Consider the following 16,354-nt stretch of genomic DNA (forward strand, 5'->3'; position numbering starts at 1 on the left):
AAGTGAATGGCGATCGCCGGCGGCGCAGGCGAGCGAGATGAGACGGAAATCGAGTTGCAGTTGACGGCGCGGCGGTGCGTCCGATCTGTGATTTTCCGGCCGCGATGCGCCGCGGATCAGGCGGCCCGCGACGGCGCGAGGTGCGGCGCCTGGCGCCGGAGGATGCCCTCGGCCGTGTACAGGCGGGAGAACAGGTTGCGCGTGGCGGGTTCCGGGTCCTCCCAGAGCCGCCGCAGGGTCCGCTGATCGATGAGGCCGGCGCCGCTCAGCACGCAGCCCGGCTCGAAGAGGATGGCTGCCCTCTCCAGGAACGGCCTCGAGAACCACATCTCCGCGGGGATGGGGAAGCCTTGCTTCTTTCGCGAGGCGATGACCGGGGGAACGAGAGCCGCGAGGGCCTGCTTGTAGATCCCCTTCTCGTGGCCGTCGAGCTGCTTCAGCTTGCTCTGGAAGGCGAAGGCGCTGCGGACGAGCCCGGCGCTCGCGAGGGGCGAGCGGGCCTCGACGCTGTGGCGCATGCTGATGAGATCCATCTGCCGGAACTCGTAGACGACGAGCCGGCCGTGGAAGTGAAGGAGCTGCACGGCCTGCAGGCCGTCGAGCGGCCAATCGCGGTAAAGCGAGAGGATCTCGCGGTATTTGGCGGTCGTCAGCCGCGCGGCGTCGTGGTGGGGCATGAGCTGCCCGAGGTCGGCCGCCCCGCACCAGCGGAAGGTCGCGTCGTAGCGCTCGGCGAGATCGGAGAGCGGCACGTCCGCCATCGCCCGGCCGTAGGAGTAACCGTCGAAGATCTCGTCAGGCCCGCTCCCGGAGAAGATGACGCGCGCCTCTCGCCCGGCCTCCTCGAAGAGCCGGATGAGGCACGGCGCCTCCTGGGAGCCCAGCGGCTCGCCGGCGATGGCGATCCACCGGTCGAGGTAAGCGCAGTAGTCGGTGTCCGACAGCGTGATCTCGGTGTGCTTCGAGGAGAGCTCGCGGGCCAGCGCTCTCGAGTAGGCGAACTCGTCGAAGACGCTGGCGCTCCGCGGGAGGAGCCGACCCGTCAGCCGACCCGTCGGCCGGAAGCCGATCGAGAAGGTCCTCATCTCGAGCCCCGCCCGGCGCGCCGCCGCGAGCACGGCCGTGGAGTCGATCCCGCCGCTCAGCAGGAGCCCGTAGGGGACCTCCAGGTCGAACGTCCTGCGGCAGCCGTCGACCACGGCCTGTTCGATCTCCTGCTTGATCGCGGGGACGTCCGTCCTCGAGAGGTCGCCGCGCGGGATCCTGTAGAAGCGCCCCGTCTCCTGCCGCTCCGGCGTCCTGGCCAGCCAGGTGCCGGACTCGAGCTTGCGGATCTGCCGGATGTGCGTCCCGCTGCCGAGGATGAAGCGGTGGGCGGTGAACTCCGCGAGGCCGTCGAGATCCCAGTCCTTCCTCCGGTAAGGATCCTTGATGAGCGGATCGATCTCCGAGGCGAAGACCAGGGCGTCGTCGTCTTCCCACAGATAGACGGTCTTCTGCCCGGTGGGGTCGCAGGCGATGAGGCCCGTCTGCGTCGCGCGGTCGAACAGGGCGAAGGCGAACATGCCCTCGAGCTGCTCCAGGCAGGCGAGCCCCCAGGCCTCGTACGCCGCGAGGATGACCTCGGTGTCCGAGGCGGTCCTGAACGGGAAGCCCGACAGCCGCTCTCGCAGGTCGCGGTGGTTGTAGATCTCGCCGTTATAGACGATGGCGAGGCGCCCATCGATCGAGGTGAGCGGCATGTCCGCGCCCGGGTTTCCGGCGTCGGTGACGCGCAGCCGGTTGCTGCCGAGGAGCGCCCAGCTCGCGCACTGCAGGGCGCCTCGCGCGTCCGGCCCGCGGTGGTGCATCGCCTCGAGGAGCGAGGCCATCTCGTCGTGCTGCGCGGCCGCGATGGGCCGTTTCTTGTTGAAGATGCCGGCGATGGAACACATCGAGCACTCTCCTTCGGAGGAGGGACGGCGGCCCGCGGGGGGCGGGCGTCAGGCGGTGACGGGCTCTCGCGAGCACGCCGGGAACGCTTGCGGCACGAGCCTCGGGAGCGCCAGGTGGAGGTAGAGAGAGCGGGTCAGGCTGAACAGGAGGAAGGCCATCCAGAGCCCGTGGTTGCCCCAGCGGGTCGAGAAGGCGAGCCACGCGGCGAAGAAGACCGCGGTGGCGGCGAGCAGCGAGTTGCGGACCGGGCCAGCCCGGGTCGCGCCCGTGAAGACGCACTCGAGGATCATGCTCCAGAAGATCGCGAGCGGGAACAGGACCATCCAGACGTAGTAGCGGCCCGTCGTCTGCAGGATGGACTCCACCGGGGTGAACAGCCCGAGGATGGCCGGCTGCGCGGCGATGCACCCGAGGCTGATGACCAGCGCGGACATCGCGGCCGTCCAGAACGAGAGCCGCAGCGTGTCGTGGAAGCGCCGCCGGGACTGAGCCCCGATCGCCTGGCCGGCGAGCATCCCCGCGGTGTTGCCGAGACCGCCCAGCGCGCTGGAGATGACGATCTGCAGGTGCATGAGGATCGCGTTGACGGCGAGGACCTCGGGGCCGAGGAGCGCGCTCTGGCGGGTGATCCAGCCGAAGACGCCGAGCAGGCAGGTGGTGCGCACCAGCACGTCGCCGTTCACCCGCCACATCCGGGAGATGGCGTGGAGATCGGCGAAGTCCTGCCACCGGAGATGGACGCCGCGCAGGTGGCCTCTCTGCCAGATCACCAGGAAGCCGACGAGGACCTTGCTCACCTCGGCCAGCACGGTGGCCCAGGCGACGCCGCTCACCCCGAGGCCGAGCACCTTCACGAAGGTGACGGTCAGGATGAGGTTGAGGAGGTCCATCCCGACAACGAGGAGCATGGCCCACCGCACCTCGGCCATGCCGATGAGCCAGCCGGCGACCACGTAGCCCATCAGCACCGCAGGCGCCCCCCAGATGCGCGCCTCGTAGTAGGTCGCCGCGTGGGACTCGACCGCTCCGTGGGCCCCCATCAGATCGAGCCCGGCGGCCTCCAGCGGGGACTTCAGCAGCAGAAAGACGCAGCCGACCAGCCCGGCGAAGACCAGCGGGCGAAGCAGCTGCAAGGCCGCCTCGCGGCGATCCTCGGCGCCGCGCGCCTGGGCGGCGAAGCCGCTCGTGCTGGTCCGGAAGAAGCCGAGGAGCCAGTAGAGCGTGTTGAAGATCTGGCTGCCCACGGCGACTCCCCCCATCGTCGCCGCGTCGCCGAAATGCCCCATCACGGCGGTGTCGGTGGCGTTCATGATCGGCCCCGACAGCCCCGCGAGGGTCAGGGGAAGCGCGAGCCTCCAGTACGACCCGAAGCTCAAGGGCGGCTGGCCGGGCTCGGTTCGGTGCTGGGCCATCGGTCGAATCCTCGTCAGCGCTCGTCCAGCGTGAAGGAGAGGAGGTGTGTCAGGATCCTGTCGTAGGGAGCGGACCAGGTCTTCCGTCTCAAGATCTCGAGCCTGAAGCCCCGCCGCAGGGCGTGCGCCACGATGCCCCGGAGGTCGCTCGCGTTGGACAGCACCGTGACGACCCTGCCGCCCGGCGCGAGCAGCTCCCGCGAGGCGATCTCGTCGAAGAAGCGGACCATGATGGCCGAGCCCGAGGAGTTCACGCGCGTGAGATCGGGATCGTCCGAGCGGAGCGGGTTGGCGGGCGGGTTGAAGACGATCACGTCGGCGCGCTCGCCGCGCGGCAGCGCGGAGAAGAGATCCGAGACGAGGAAGCGATGCCGGTCGGGGTCGCGCGGCCCCGTGTGCCGCTCGAAGCTCGCGAGGCTCGACGCGACGCTCGCTTCGTGGATGTCCATGGCATGGATCTCCCGGGCGCCGCGCCGTCGCGCGAGGACGGGCTCGACGCCCGCGCCGCACCCCATCACGATGACCGAGGCGCCCCGCGTCTCGACGAGCCCGTCGTGGAGGGCGTCGAAGATCACCTCGCTCGTCCCGCCCGGCACGAGGACGCCGGGCGGGACCGCGAAATCGAGCCCGCGGTAGGCGTAGTCGCCCCCCGCGACCTTGGTGCCCCGGTTGACCCGCTCGATCTCCTCGGCGGAGAGCGTGGGCGGCAGCGAGAGATAGAGGGCCCTCTGCGGCTCGCCGAGCGCGGCGAGCTCGCCAGGGGTGAAGAGCAGACCGTCGATGTCCTCGATTCGCGGCGTTCGATCATCCATGGCTCACGTCTCCCGCGCGTCCGTGTCGCGCGTCAGCAGCCCGTAGCGGCGACTCGGGGGCTCCTCGCCGGCGGCCGGCGGGACCGGACCCCTCCTCGCGGCGGCCGCCTCTTCCCGCGCCGGGGTCGCGTCGATGCGGCGGACGGCCCGCGGGAGCAGGACGCCGAGCAGCGCGAGCATGCCGAGGAGCCCCGCGAGCGCGGAGAGGTGCACCGGCTGCCCGGCGCCCGCGAAGCGGTGGCGCGGGACGGCGTCGACGTCGAACGCCGCGAGGCCCTTGTCGTTGAAGATGAGCGGATAAAAATAGTGCTTCAGCTGCTCGTGGTAGGCGGCGATGCTGTCCCGGAAGGCGAGCTCCGTGGCCATGTCCGTGCCCGCCATCCGGTCGAGCAGGAGCTGCAGCGCGAGGGGCGGCAGGGCCAGGGCGGCCCGCTCGGTCCAGCGCTCCCGGCGCGCGAGCGCCGCGTGGTACGCCTTGACCTCCCGGGCGACGTGCGCGTCGCCCATCTCGTGCATGGCGTAGTACCAGGGCCAGGAGAACCGGTCCTCGGGCACGGGGGTAGAGGCCCACTCGGGGCGCCGCGCGAAGAACGGATCGAGCGTGGCGCGCTTCGGCCGGTCCCATCCGGCGTTCATCTCCTGGCGCTGCGCGAGCGTGAGCTCGACGCCGCCGCGGGCGGGAGAGGCCGTGAGGATCGCGAGGTTGACGAGCGCGGGCAGGAGGACGCAAAAGGCCATCCAGGCGCCCACGAGCGCGATCGCGTTCCACGCGGACGAGCGGCGCAGCGCGGCCACGAGGAACACGAGGACGAACCAGAGCGCGACGTACGCGAGCGAGGCGAGCGCGAAGGCGCCGGCGCGCGCGTCGATCGGGAGGCCGAGCCAGGCGGCGGCGAAGGCGAGCAGCGCGAGGACGACGGCCGAGACGAGCGCGGCGCGCAGCGCGAGCCGGACGGCGAGCAGGCGCGACAGGCGCGTCGGCTGGGAGCAGACGAGCGCCTCGGTGCCGAGGTCGTCGTCGCGCGAGCGGACGTCGTAGCTCACGCCGATGATGAACAGCGGGACGAGGAAGATGAGGACGAACCCGCAATCGAAGCTGCCGGCGAGCTGCTTGAGCGGGTTGGCGATGTCCGTCTGGTAGAGCTGGGGCACGAGGCCGATGAAGCGCAGGTGCCGGCTGTAGGGGTGCACGTCGCGCAGCCCGGTCGACAGCGCCGTCCATTCGTTCGGCGCGTGCGCGATCGGCATCGCGAGGTAATAGAGGACGAGGCCGAGATCGTCGTCCGGCGCGTGGGTCTCGCGGAGATAGCGCTCCTCCTCCCGGAGCGCGGGCTCGAGCGCCGCGATGACCTCGCGCTCCGCGGCGACGCGGGCCGCGCCGTCCACGATGGCGGCGGCGCCGGCCGCGAGCAGGAGCGCGGCGGTGACGAGGAGCACCCGCGCGCGGAGCAGCTGGCGGAGCTCGAGGCGGGCCCACGTGAGGAAGGGGCTCATGTCGCCTCTCCGTTGCGGCGGGTGAAGAGCGCGACGCCGAGCGAGAGCGCCGCCGCCCAGGCGAGCACGGCGAGCCCCGCCGGGGCGACGCGCGACAGCGCCCAGACGGCGGGAGGCCGCCTGTGCTGGAAGGGGGAGAACTCGCCCCACTCGGCCCGATCGACCCGCTGCGCCTTGTCGTTGTGCCAGCGGATCTTGGTGGTGTGCAGGTGGTTCAAGTGCTGGATGAAGGCGTAGCGGTGCGCCTCGGCCTGCTGCTCGAAGTCGACGAGGTGGTGGGCGTCGGTGCCCGCGAGCCCCATCGAGAACGACCGGATGGCGAGGAGCGGCGTGAACAGGCCCGCCCGGAGCGCGAGCCCGTCCTGGGCGCGGTGCGCGTCGAACAGGCGCGTATAATAATGATTGAACAGCTCGGTGGTGATCCGCTCCCCCTCGCGCATGACGATGCCTCCGTAGTTCACCGGGAGGTCCTCGACCCGCGCGGCGCCGTGCTCGGCCAGGGTGCGGCGCTGCAGCTCCTGGAAATGGGGGTTATTGGGATCGTGGCTGTCGCCGACGTCGCGGATGGCGCGCGCGAGGTCGAGCTCGACCTGGGCCCGCGAGGGCGTCGGGTGGAGGCGGCTCGCGGCCTGGGTGGCGAGCCGCGGCACGACGATCCAGAGCGCGACCCAGAGGCCGAGCAGCGTGAGGAGGGCGGCCTGCGCGCGGCGGTGGAACGACGAGACGAGCACGCCGAGCGCCGCGCAGGCGACCAGGTAGACGGCGTAGCCGCCCGCGAGGAGGGCGGCGCGCAGGAGCGTGTCCCCGGAGGCGTCGAGGACGCCTGTGAGAAGCGCGCCCGCGAACGCGAGCGCGAGGAGCGGCGCGAGCCACAGCGCGACGGCGAGCAGCGCCCCGAGGGCCTTGCCGGTGATGAGGACGCGCGCGGTGACGCCCTGCGAGAGCGCGAGGGCCCAGGTGCCCGCCTCACGCTCGCCGGCGACGCTGGCGAAGGTCATGCAGAAGAGGAGCAGCGGGAGCAGCGCCTGGAGGACGAAGGCGGCGCTCGGGGTCCCGAAGCGCGCGAGCTCGCTCGACTGCGCGGCCTCGCTGAAGCTCAGGGCGTTGCGCTGGTGCGGCTCGAGGAAGATGGATGTGCCGGCGAAGGACTCGAGCCCGGGATCGAAGAAGCCGAGCGGGCTCGGGGGGCGGAAGGCGAAGGACCCATAATGGGCGGCGCGGTGCGGGTGGCGGTCGGGCTGCTCGACCCACTGGCGGTGGACGAGCTCCTGGAGGGCGGCGCGCTGGCGGGCCTCGGCGGTGTGGCGCGCGGCCTCGAGCAGGAACGCCGCGACGAGGAGCGCCGCGACGAGCGCGGCGGCGATGCGGAAGGTGCGGTTGCGGAGAGCGCGGATCGCCTCGTGCCGCGCCGCTGTGAAGAGGGCTCTCATGCGCTGACTCCCTGAGGGTCTCGTCGGACCGCGGCAGCGTCAGAAGCTCAAGGTGCCAGTCACGTACGCCGAGCGACCGTTGCCCGGGTTGTGCTGGGACCCTACGGCGCCGAAGTCCTTGTACCAGATGGACGTGTCGTACGACCGGTCGAGCAGGTTGTTCACCTCGGCGCCGACCGAGAGGGCCTCGGTGACGTCGTAGGCCGCGCTCGCGTTGACGACGACGTAGTCGCCGACCTTCCGCGCGCCGTGCTCCTCGGTGAAGTTCTCCTTGTTCAGGTAGTAATCGCCCTGCGCGTAGCAGAAGAGCGAGACGAGCAGATCCTGCACGGGGTGGAGGTCGATTCCCCCCTTGGCGCTGAAGCTCGGGACGTGGTTGAGCTCCTTGCCCTCGTTCGCGGCGAGCGCCGGCCCGGGCTCGACCTGCTCGGAGAGGGTGCGGCTGAACGCGCCCCACACCGAGAGGAAATCGAACGGCCGCAGCGTGAGCTCGACGTCGAAGCCGCGCCGCAGCGTCTCGCCGACGTTCTCGACGTCGCCGGAGCCGTCGCCCTTGTCCCGCACCTCGCCGCTCGCGCGCTGCTCCCAATAGGCGAGGTGGCTCGTGACCCACGGGAAGACGCTCGATCGATGGCCGACCTCCCAGCCGTCGTTGATCGACGGATCGAGCGGCGTGCCCTGAACGGCATAGGCGCCCTTGCCCGTGCCGATCTGGAACGTGCGCCCGTAATTCGCGTACACGCTCTGCCCTTTGACGGGCGTGACCATGACGCTCGCCTTCGGCTGCCAGATGAAGCCGTAGTCGTTGAGGTCGTAACCGACCCTGCGGGCGGCCTCGCCCTCGGGCTGCTCGAGGAAGCTGCCGGCGCCGGCCAGGCGATCGGCCCGCAGCGCGGCGACGAGCTTGATCGGCTTGATCGGGCTCGCGCTCGCCTGCACGTAGGAGCCGACGGCGTGGAGGGCGAAGTCCTCGTCGCGGAACGCGGGGCCTTGCCGTTTCCGCTCGACCGTGGGGATGCGCTGGTACCGGCTGTCCTGGAGCTGGTAGTCGACCCCCCACTCGACGGTGAGGCCGAGCGCCCGGGGGTCGCGCGCGCGGTACGTGAGCACCGAGATCGCGCCGTACTGCCGGTCGTCCTCGACCCGGAGCTGCTGGTCGAGGTCGGGATCGAACTTCACCCACCGGTCCCGCAGGAACGCCTGCCCATAGCCCTTCAGCTGCCACGAGAGCCCGTCGGCGAGCTCGCGATCCAGGTGGACGCTCGCGTGGAGGGTCGCCTGCCGGCCGCCGTCGGTCGCCGCGTGGGCGGGCGACGTCGTGGGGCGCGCGCGCGCGTCGTCGCCGGACAGGTAGCCGGGGGCGTCGGCGTCGAGGAGCATGCCGCGCAAGAGGAGCCCGACCCGGAGCTCCCTGGACGGCTCGTAAAACCACTTGGCCGAGCCGGCGACCCGGTCGGTCCTCGCGTGATCGCGGTAGCTGTCCGAGCCGCGGTAGCCGGCGAAGTAGGTCTGGCTGAGCGCGTCGCGCTCGGTCGCGACGAGCACCTGGGGCTCGACGGTCCAGAAGCTCCCGGCGAGGAGCCGGGCGATGCGCTCGTTCCCCGTCTTGCGGGTGATGACGTTGATGTTGCCAGCGACGTTGTTCAGCCCGTAGCGCGGGTCGTTCGTGCCCTTGACGACCTCCATCCGCTCGATCTCGAGCGGGAAGACGGCCTTCATGTCGGGGAGGCCGACGTGGTGGTTGCTGGGGATGCCGTCGATGAGGAGCTTCGTGTGGGCGACGTCGCCCTGCGTGTTGAAGCCGCGGAGCCCGATGTCGGCGTTGATGATGCCCTGGTTGAAGGACTCGATGGTAACCGCCGGCACGCGCCGGAGCAGCTCGAGCGGCTCGGCCGCGCTCTGCTCCTGGATCTGCTCGCCGCCGAGGATGTCGACCGAGGCCACGACGTCGGCGCTGTCGAGCGGGCCGATCCGGTGGCCGACGACGACGACCTCCTCGCCGAGGTCGGCGGGCGCCTCGGGCGCCGCGGTCTCGAGGGCGCGTCCCGGCGGCGCCGCGCCTTCGGGGGGCGCCGCCGCGGCGGCGGGGGTCGAGAGCAGCGCGGCGAGCGCGGCGGCGAGGCCGGAGGTGCGCGCGCGCGGGGTCATGACAGGGCCTCGGGCGCGGGAGCGGCGGCCGCGCCGCTGCGCGGGAGGAGCGGGGGAGCGGCGTCGCCGGGAAGGTCGAAGTGCCGGCGGTACAGCGCGAGGACGTCGGCCTCGGACATGCCGGCGGCGCCCGTGACCTCGACGAGCCGGCCGGCCTTCATGACGCCGATCCGGTGCGCGATGCTCGCGACGGCGCCGAGGTCGTGGGTCACCATCAGCACGGCGGCGCCGCGGTCGCTCTCGCGCCGGATCGCGGCGCAGAGCTCGCGGACGGCGCCGGGGTCCAGCCCGGAGGTCGGCTCGTCGAGGAGCAGGGCGCCGGCGCCCTTCGCCTGCGAGAGGGCGAGGACGACCTTCTGCCGCATGCCCTTCGAGTAGCCGCTCGCCGGGCGGTGCACGGCGCCCTCGGGCAGGCCGGCCGCGGTGAGCAGCCTCGAGAGCTCCGCGGAAGAGGGCACGCGCGCCCGCGACAGGCCGAGGAAATACGCGAGGTTCTCGCAGCCGGTGAGGTGCGGATAGAGCCGCACCTGCTCCGGGACGTAGGCGATCTGCCGCCGCGCCGCGATGGGGTCGGGCTCCACGTGGGTGGAGCCCACGTGGGCGGCGCCGGAGGAAGGCCTGATGAAGCCGAGGAAGAGGCTCAGCGTGGTGGTCTTGCCCGCCCCGTTGGGGCCGAGGAGGCAAAACACCTCTCCGGCCGGGACCTCGAGATCGAGCGCGTCGAGCGCGGGGACGCCCCCGTAGGACTTCGAAAGCTTGTTCGCCGTAAGCATGGCAGGTCCGCCGGGGGCGATCGCCGCCGGCGGCGCACGCTATGCGATCGGCCCAACTGAAAGTCAATTGCAAATGTGATGCATTTACATTCGCGTCTCTCCTGAGCCTGACGGTCGACGCGGCGCCGCCGCAGCTCCGCCGACCTCCCCTGGACGACGCGGCCCGAGGGCTGTTCGCCGGCGCCTCGCGGCGGGTCCGTGCGCTCCGGACGATCGCGTGGGTCGACCCGGGGAGCGAGGGCGACCGCGCCCGGGGCGGGCTGGACGGCGGCGCTCCGCCCGAGGTCGCCTACCGGCTCCGCCCCGGCGCCCCGCGCGCGTGATACGGTGCCCGCCGCCGGCGCCCGGGGGGAGCGGAGCCTCGCTCGCCGCCGCGCGCGGCAGACAGGGGGACACGTGCGGTTGAAGGACAAGATCGCGCTCATCACCGGGGCGAGCAGGGGAATCGGGAGGGCCAGCGCGCTGGCGCTGGGCCGCGAGGGGGCCGTCGTGGTCGGCGTGGCGCGCACCGCGGCGGACCTGTCGGCGCTCGAGCGGGAGCTCGGCGCCGCGGGCGGGCGCGGGCTCATGATCGAGGCCGACGTCACCCGCGCCGCCTCCGTGGCCGCGTGCGTGGAGCGGGCGATCCGCGAGCTCGGGCGGATCGACATCCTCGTCAACAACGCGGGCATCGGCGGCTACCGGCCCTTCCTCGAGTGGTCCGAGGAGGACTACGACCGCATCATGGCGACCAACATGAAGGGGACGTGGCTGTTCTGCCGCGAGGTCATCCCCCACATGCGCCGTCAGGGCGGCGGCCACATCATCAACGTCGCCAGCGTCGCCGGCCTGCAGGGCTATCCCAACGAGGCCATCTACTGCGCGTCCAAATTCGCGCAGGTCGGCCTGACGCAGGCGCTCGACCGCGAGTTCTGGCAGGAGAACATCAAGGTGAGCGCCGTCTGCCCGGGCGGCGTCGAGACCCACTTCGCCCTCGGCGACGGGCGCACCGCGGGCTCGGAGCGCATGCAGGGCTTCTCCACCGCGGAGGACGTCGCCGAGGCCGTGGTGCTCGCCGCGCTGCCGCGCGACCGCTCGCGCATCGTGCAGATCGTGATGCGGCCGATGAACGAGGCCACGTAGCGCCGCCCGCTCCGCGCGGACGACGGGCACATGACGTCTTCTTCTTCAGGCGATTGGCCGACGGTCACTCGATGAAGACCACGTGCCAGAGCGCCCTTGAATCCTCCATCCCAGCGGACGGCGGCCCGCGGTGGACGAGCGATCCGTGACGCGTCGCCCGAACCGTTCGATCGTCGTCATCCCGGTCCTGCGGTGCCATAGTGGCTTCGACGTGAGGTCACGCTGCGCCGCGGCACGGCTCTTCCTGGTCTCGGCGGCGCTCGCCGGCGGCGCGGTCGCGCGCGCTCAGCCGCCCGCTGCGCCCTTGCGCATCGAATATCGCGCGGAGGCTGGATGCCCGACGGAGGCGGATTTTCGCGCGCGCGTCGGCGCCCGCCTCCGCCGGCAGGTCGGGGAGGGGGACGCGGCGAGCGCGTATGTGGTGACCATCGAGCGGCGCGAGCGCCGCTTCATCGGGCGCCTCGGCGTCCGCGCGGCGGGCGGGGCGGTGTCCGATCGCGATGTCGCGGGCGACACCTGCGACGATGTCGTCGCCGCGCTCGCGGTGGTGACCGCGCTCGCCATCGACGCCCAGGCCGGGGAGGCGCCCGCCGCGGTCGCGGCGCCGATGCCTTCCGCGTCCGCGAGCGCCGCCGCCGCGCCGACGCCGCCGGCCAGCGCCCCGCCGGCAGGTACCCCGCGGGAAAGCGCCCCGCGGGCCGACAGCGCGTGGGCGCGGCCGCCCGCGCCAGCGGCGGACGTCGCGGCGCGCCTGACGCTCGGCGCGCAGCTCCTCTTCGGCGCGATGATCGGCCCGCCGTCCTTCGGCGCGCGCGTCTTCGCGGAGCCCCCGTTCGCCGCGACCGATGGCGGCGTCGGCCCGCTGCGCTTCGGCGCGGCCCTCGAGGCGTCCTCCGACACCCCGTCGACGGGCGGCGCGGCGTCGTTTCTGCTCGCCGCCCTCGCCGCCGACGCGTGTCCGATCGGCGCGGGGCTCGGCCCCGTGCGCCTCTCCCCCTGCGCGCGCGTCGAGGGCGGCCTCGTCGCGGCGCGCCGCCGAGGCGTCGCCCCGGCGCGCGGGGCGACGCGCGGGTGGCTCGCGTTCGCCCTGCCGGTGCGCGCTCGGCTGCCGCTCTGGGGCCCGCTCGCGCTCGACGCCGAGGCCGGGCTCCGCATGCCGCTGCTGCGCGACGGCTTCTTCGCCGAGGGCGCCGAGGTCGTCGCCCGCCCGCCGCCGGTCGAGGGCGTCTCCGCGCTCGGGCTCGGGCTCACGATTCCGTGATCCCGGCGCCCGCCTCCGAACATAGCTTGCAGCAGACCATGATCAGCGCGATCTCAGCCGACCACCCTGCGCGCGCGGAGGCGGCGCGCGACGCGGCCATGACGGCGCACGCGGAGCGCGCCGAGCAGGGCGCGCCGCCGCCCTCCGCGGAGCGCTACCGCGCGATGGTCGACGCGCATTTCGACTTCATCTGGCGCTCGCTGCGCGGGCTGGGCGTCCCCGCCGGGTCGGCCGACGACGCCGCGCAGCACGTCTTCCTGATCGCGTACCAGAAGCTCGGCGAGATCGCGCCCGGCCGCGAGCGCTCGTTCCTCTTCGGGACGGCGCTGGGGGTCGCGGCGAACGCGCGCCGGGCCGGGGCGCGCCGGCGTGAGCTCTGCGACGACGAGGCGACGGCGATCGCGGTCGACGGCGCGCCGAACCCGGAGCAGCTCATGGAGATGAAGCAGGCGCGCGCGCTGCTCGACGAGGTGCTCGACGCGATGGAGGAGGACCTCCGCGTCGTCTTCGTCCTCTTCGAGCTCGAGGGCGTGCCGACGGAGGAGATCGCCGCGATGCTCGCGCTGGCGAAGGGGACCGTGGCGTCCCGCCTCCGCCGCGCGCGAGAGGAGTTTCGGGCGATCGCGAGGCGCGTCCAGGCGAGGGCGCTGCACGGCGGAGGCAAGCGATGACCGATCCGAAGCGGCTCGGAGAAGAGGAGACGACCGAGTTCGAGCGCGCGCTGCTCCGCTCGTGGAAGCGCGAGGCGCCGCCTGCTTCGGCGCGCGCGCGCGCGCTCGCCATCGCCGGGCTCGCTGTGGGGACGAGCGCCGCGCCCGGCGCGCCCGCCGCACCCGGCGCATCCGCCGCGCCCGCGCCGAAGGCGGCGGCCGGCAAGCTGCTTTCGCTCGCGAAGTGGAGCCTCGGGGCGGCGATCGGCGTCGGGCTCGTCGGCGCGGGCGTCGCGCTCCTCCGTCCCTCGGCGCCCTCCTCCGCGGCGGCGACCTCGAGCGAGCCGCCGGCCGTGAGCGCACCGCCCACCGCGGGCGAGCCGCCGGCCGTGAGCGCACCGCCCGTCGCGCCCGCGCCGGCGCCCTCCGAGCCTGCGACGCGCGCGCCGATCCCGGTCCAGGCGAGCGCCCCGCCGGGCCCAGCGCCCGCTGCCGCCGCGAGCCCGCCGCGCCCGAAGAGCGCGGCGCCGCGCTCGCGCTCCGCCCCTGTCGCGTCGACCGACACGCTCGGCGAGCAGGTCGCCATGATCGATCGCGCGCGCGACGCCCTTGGCGCCGGCGACGCGGCGGGGTGTCTCTCAGCGCTCGACGCCTACGACAGGAGGTTCCCCCGGAGCGCGATGGGCGAGGAGGCCACGGTGCTCCGCATCGAAGCGCTGATCCGCCTCGGCGATCGGGCCCGCGCGGCCGATCTCGGCCAGCGATTCCTCGCCTCGCGCCCGACGAGCCCGCACGCCGCCGGCGTGCGCGCGCTCCTCGGCGCGACGACGGAGCCGTGATCGAGCGGCGCGCGCGGACATGGCTCCTCGTGCGCGCCCCGTCGTCAACGTGCTTTTGAGGGCCCCGGAGAGTGGGTCTATCGTGGTCGGTTCGTCTGACGTGTCGAGCGCAGTCGACACGCGATAGCTCAGCGGAGAGGTTTCTCATGGTTTGGTCATCAGGGATCATGCGCCGCGCGCGGAAGGCGGCCGCGCTGGGAGCGGCGGTGGCGGGCCTCTCGCTGCCGGCGAGCGCCGCGGCGCAGCAGGCGCTCGCTCCCCGGTGGGAAGAGACCGAGCTCCGGGACGACATCGCCGAGCGGCGCGAGCGCGCCGCGCTCCTGGCCACGCACTTCCACGACGCGACCCGGCTGCACTCCATGGGGAAAGCGCCGCCGATCCTCGTCAGCGGTCTCGGCGGGGTGAGCCTCGCGATGAGCCTGGCCGGGGACCTGGGTGCGCCGCCGCTCATCGCCTTCGCCTCCGGCTCCGCGACGTTGCTCGCCGGAGGCCTCGCCACGCTGGCCGTGCCGGAGACCTACCGGCTCAACACCCTCACGGCCACCGCGCTGCTCTCGCAAGGGAGCGTGTGGCTCGGGCTCGCGTTCCTCGAGGACGACCCGTTCGCGAGGTTGACGCCGGTCGCGCTCTCGGCGGGCTGTTACGCGGCCGGCCTGCTCTCCGGTCTGAACCTGGCGCTGTCCGACTACACGCCAGTCTCCCGGCTTCGCGAAGGCCACGCGCTGGTGGCGACGCCCGCGTGGCGCGCGCGGCTGTCCGGCGCGCAGATCGCGAGCATCGAGCGGGACCTTTTGGGCACCGCGCCTGCGATCCCGAGCTGGGCGATCTACCTCCCGGTCGCTCTCGGCAGTGTCGCGGCCACCGTGCCGGCGCTCGACGGCGATCTGCCGGTGGGACAGCGGATGTGGAGCTTGTCGCTCGGTCTCCTCAACGCCACCTGGTCGCTCGCCGCCATGTTCGAGCGCGAGCATCCGGCGCAGTCCTACGAGCGGGACCTGCGCAGGGCCGGCCTGCGCGTCGCGCCGTCGGGACCCGACGGCAGCGCGGGCCTCACGGCCTCGGGCACGTTCTGATGGGTTGTCCCGCGAGCGCCTCCCAAGCTGCTCTCTCCGGGGCGGGCGCCCGGTGGGCCCCTGTCGTGGCCCGCCATCGCTCCGGGCTCTCCTCGGTCGATTGGGGAGGGCCCAGCGGGGGCTGCAGTGATCGTCACCATTTCGCGCCTCTTCGGGCGCTGATCAAGGAGGATTCGTCATGCGCAACATTCTTATCACCGTGTTCGTGTTCATCGCAGGGTGTGGCGATGATGCTCAGGTCGCGGGCAAGGTCGCTTGCGACTTCAACGGCACCGCCAGCGGTGTGACGGTCCATAGCTGCGGTGAGATCGACGACGACGGCACGGGTGAACAGGAGAGCCAGTGCAAGAGCTCCGGAGACGTCGAGGCCAAGCTCGTCGATAGCTGCTCTAGGGCCGACGTCCTCGGCACCTGCATCCTCACCCGTGACGGCGAGACGATGACGCTGTATTATTATAGCTCGGAGATGGTCACGGAGGATGTCGTGAAGCCGATCTGCGAAGGAGTGAATGGCACCTGGACGGCGAGCTGACCACCTGTCGCGGCGCCGCCGCTCGGCGCACCTCCGTAGGCGCGAGCCCGGGGGCAAAGTGCAGCGATCCTTTCGGCGTGCACGGGAGGGGTGGACGACCTCCCCCTGACCGAGACGGACGTCGCGTCCGAGGCCCGCCGGTGCGGCGCCCTGCGGCACGCAGATGATGGCGAAGTTCATCGCGGATCCCGAGGCCCCCCTCTTCGCCTTCCGCATCCGTCGCGGCGAGCCGCTTCCCGTCAGATGCCGGCTCCGCGCACCAGAAGGACCATCCCCGTCCCCATCACGGCGGCGCCGGCGTAGCGCAGCCCCCGCGACAGGGACTCTCGACCAGCGGCGAGCTCGCCGAGGACGAGACCGCAGAGATGAAGCACGGTCGTGCTCAGCAGAAAGCCCATGGCATACAGCGCCGGGCTGACCGCATGAGGCATCTCCAGGCCGTGGGCATGTCCGTGAAAGACACCGAACATCGCCACGCATCCGGAGAGCAGGAACGGTGAGGAGCCACGGGTCGTGGTGACGATGCCGAGGCCGAGCGCCGCGACCGACGCCGCGATGCAAAGCTCGCCCAGGGGCATGGGCCATCGCGCCATTCCCAGGAGGCCGCCGACCAGCATCGCGGCGACGAACGTGGCGGGGATCCGGAGGAGGTGCTTTCCGCCGAGCTGCGAGCTGACGACACCGACGCTCACCATCGCGAGCAGGTGGTCCGCGCCGAACACCGGATGAAAGAGGCCCTTCAGAAATCCCGCATCGGCGCCGCCCGGGTGCGCCCAGCTCACGGTGGGCCACGAGACGAGCGTGGCGACGAGCAGGGCGCGCGCGCCGGGACGTGAGGCCCATCCCATCGTCTTTTGGATCGTGGATTTCATG

At 72.5% G+C, this 16,354-nt stretch carries 15 protein-coding genes; 7 read left to right on the forward strand and 8 right to left on the reverse strand.

Annotated elements, in window-relative coordinates; all coding sequences use genetic code 11:
• Positions 1-116 precede the first annotated feature (116 nt).
• Genes asnB through WMF33_RS47905 form a run of 7 tightly spaced genes read right to left on the reverse strand, consistent with a single transcriptional unit; the run spans position 117 to position 10,004 of the window.
• Positions 117-1,934, reverse strand: a complete 1,818-nt coding sequence (gene asnB, locus WMF33_RS47875) for an asparagine synthase (glutamine-hydrolyzing) (protein ID WP_437334815.1) — start codon at positions 1,932-1,934, stop codon at positions 117-119.
• Between the two features lie 48 nt (positions 1,935-1,982).
• Positions 1,983-3,347, reverse strand: coding sequence for an MATE family efflux transporter (locus WMF33_RS47880; protein WP_437334816.1), 1,365 nt, complete (start codon positions 3,345-3,347; stop codon positions 1,983-1,985).
• Between the two features lie 14 nt (positions 3,348-3,361).
• On the reverse strand, positions 3,362-4,159 hold the full coding sequence (locus tag WMF33_RS47885) for a methyltransferase (RefSeq protein ID WP_437334817.1): 798 nt from the start codon (positions 4,157-4,159) through the stop codon (positions 3,362-3,364).
• A gap of 3 nt (positions 4,160-4,162) precedes the next feature.
• Positions 4,163-5,653, reverse strand: a complete 1,491-nt coding sequence (locus WMF33_RS47890) for an ABC transporter permease (protein ID WP_437334818.1) — start codon at positions 5,651-5,653, stop codon at positions 4,163-4,165.
• A complete protein-coding gene (locus tag WMF33_RS47895; RefSeq protein WP_437334819.1) occupies positions 5,650-7,083 on the reverse strand; it encodes a DUF3526 domain-containing protein in 1,434 nt (477 codons plus the stop codon). Before WMF33_RS47895 ends, WMF33_RS47890 begins: the two co-directional genes overlap by 4 nt.
• A 39-nt stretch (positions 7,084-7,122) precedes the next feature.
• Positions 7,123-9,231: a TonB-dependent receptor gene (locus tag WMF33_RS47900; RefSeq protein ID WP_437334820.1), complete on the reverse strand. Its 2,109-nt coding sequence runs from the start codon at positions 9,229-9,231 to the stop codon at positions 7,123-7,125.
• Positions 9,228-10,004, reverse strand: coding sequence for an ABC transporter ATP-binding protein (locus WMF33_RS47905; protein WP_437334821.1), 777 nt, complete (start codon positions 10,002-10,004; stop codon positions 9,228-9,230). The genes WMF33_RS47900 and WMF33_RS47905 overlap by 4 nt, the downstream gene beginning before the upstream one ends.
• 41 nt (positions 10,005-10,045) lie before the next feature.
• Here WMF33_RS47905 and WMF33_RS47910 point away from each other — a divergent pair, with 41 nt between their 5' ends.
• The 7 genes from WMF33_RS47910 (at position 10,046) to WMF33_RS47940 (ending at position 15,481) form a co-directional block, all read left to right on the forward strand.
• Entirely contained in the window at positions 10,046-10,327 is a 282-nt protein-coding gene (locus WMF33_RS47910) for a hypothetical protein (RefSeq protein WP_437334822.1), read from the forward strand.
• A gap of 73 nt (positions 10,328-10,400) precedes the next feature.
• Positions 10,401-11,126 carry an SDR family oxidoreductase gene (locus WMF33_RS47915; RefSeq protein ID WP_020741903.1) on the forward strand — a complete coding sequence of 242 codons (726 nt, stop codon included), beginning with the start codon at positions 10,401-10,403 and terminating at the stop codon, positions 11,124-11,126.
• Positions 11,127-11,271: 145 nt separating this feature from the next.
• Positions 11,272-12,387, forward strand: a complete 1,116-nt coding sequence (locus WMF33_RS47920) for a hypothetical protein (protein WP_437334823.1) — start codon at positions 11,272-11,274, stop codon at positions 12,385-12,387.
• A 38-nt stretch (positions 12,388-12,425) separates the two neighbouring features.
• The gene (locus WMF33_RS47925; RefSeq protein WP_437334824.1) at positions 12,426-13,058 is read left to right on the forward strand and encodes an RNA polymerase sigma factor; all 633 of its coding nucleotides are present in this window, start codon (positions 12,426-12,428) and stop codon (positions 13,056-13,058) included.
• Positions 13,055-13,876, forward strand: a complete 822-nt coding sequence (locus WMF33_RS47930; RefSeq protein WP_437334825.1) for a hypothetical protein — start codon at positions 13,055-13,057, stop codon at positions 13,874-13,876. The genes WMF33_RS47925 and WMF33_RS47930 overlap by 4 nt, the downstream gene beginning before the upstream one ends.
• A 146-nt stretch (positions 13,877-14,022) precedes the next feature.
• The gene (locus WMF33_RS47935; protein ID WP_437334826.1) at positions 14,023-14,949 is read left to right on the forward strand and encodes a hypothetical protein; all 927 of its coding nucleotides are present in this window, start codon (positions 14,023-14,025) and stop codon (positions 14,947-14,949) included.
• Between the two features lie 178 nt (positions 14,950-15,127).
• On the forward strand, positions 15,128-15,481 hold the full coding sequence (locus WMF33_RS47940) for a hypothetical protein (RefSeq protein ID WP_437334827.1): 354 nt from the start codon (positions 15,128-15,130) through the stop codon (positions 15,479-15,481).
• Between the two features lie 239 nt (positions 15,482-15,720).
• Here the strand turns inward: WMF33_RS47940 and WMF33_RS47945 are convergent, their stop codons facing one another.
• Entirely contained in the window at positions 15,721-16,353 is a 633-nt protein-coding gene (locus WMF33_RS47945; RefSeq protein ID WP_437334828.1) for a HupE/UreJ family protein, read from the reverse strand.
• Position 16,354: the final 1 nt, after the last annotated feature.

It is taken from the genome of Sorangium sp. So ce394, from assembly GCF_051474665.1.
In the GTDB taxonomy this organism is placed as follows: Bacteria; Myxococcota_A; Polyangia; order Polyangiales; family Polyangiaceae; genus Sorangium; species Sorangium cellulosum_D.

Bases quoted from the DNA above. Each gene is read 5' to 3' on its own strand.
- asnB (WP_437334815.1), bottom strand. From the start codon at position 1,934: ATGTGTTCCATCGCCGGCATCTTCAACAAGAAACGGCCCATCGCGGCC.
- WMF33_RS47880 (WP_437334816.1), bottom strand. From the start codon at position 3,347: ATGGCCCAGCACCGAACCGAGCCCGGCCAGCCGCCCTTGAGCTTCGGG.
- WMF33_RS47885 (WP_437334817.1), bottom strand. From the start codon at position 4,159: ATGGATGATCGAACGCCGCGAATCGAGGACATCGACGGTCTGCTCTTC.
- WMF33_RS47890 (WP_437334818.1), bottom strand. From the start codon at position 5,653: ATGAGCCCCTTCCTCACGTGGGCCCGCCTCGAGCTCCGCCAGCTGCTC.
- WMF33_RS47895 (WP_437334819.1), bottom strand. From the start codon at position 7,083: ATGAGAGCCCTCTTCACAGCGGCGCGGCACGAGGCGATCCGCGCTCTC.
- WMF33_RS47900 (WP_437334820.1), bottom strand. From the start codon at position 9,231: ATGACCCCGCGCGCGCGCACCTCCGGCCTCGCCGCCGCGCTCGCCGCG.
- WMF33_RS47905 (WP_437334821.1), bottom strand. From the start codon at position 10,004: ATGCTTACGGCGAACAAGCTTTCGAAGTCCTACGGGGGCGTCCCCGCG.
- WMF33_RS47910 (WP_437334822.1), top strand. From the start codon at position 10,046: ATGCGATCGGCCCAACTGAAAGTCAATTGCAAATGTGATGCATTTACA.
- WMF33_RS47925 (WP_437334824.1), top strand. From the start codon at position 12,426: ATGATCAGCGCGATCTCAGCCGACCACCCTGCGCGCGCGGAGGCGGCG.
- WMF33_RS47930 (WP_437334825.1), top strand. From the start codon at position 13,055: ATGACCGATCCGAAGCGGCTCGGAGAAGAGGAGACGACCGAGTTCGAG.
- WMF33_RS47935 (WP_437334826.1), top strand. From the start codon at position 14,023: ATGGTTTGGTCATCAGGGATCATGCGCCGCGCGCGGAAGGCGGCCGCG.
- WMF33_RS47940 (WP_437334827.1), top strand. From the start codon at position 15,128: ATGCGCAACATTCTTATCACCGTGTTCGTGTTCATCGCAGGGTGTGGC.
- WMF33_RS47945 (WP_437334828.1), bottom strand. From the start codon at position 16,353: ATGAAATCCACGATCCAAAAGACGATGGGATGGGCCTCACGTCCCGGC.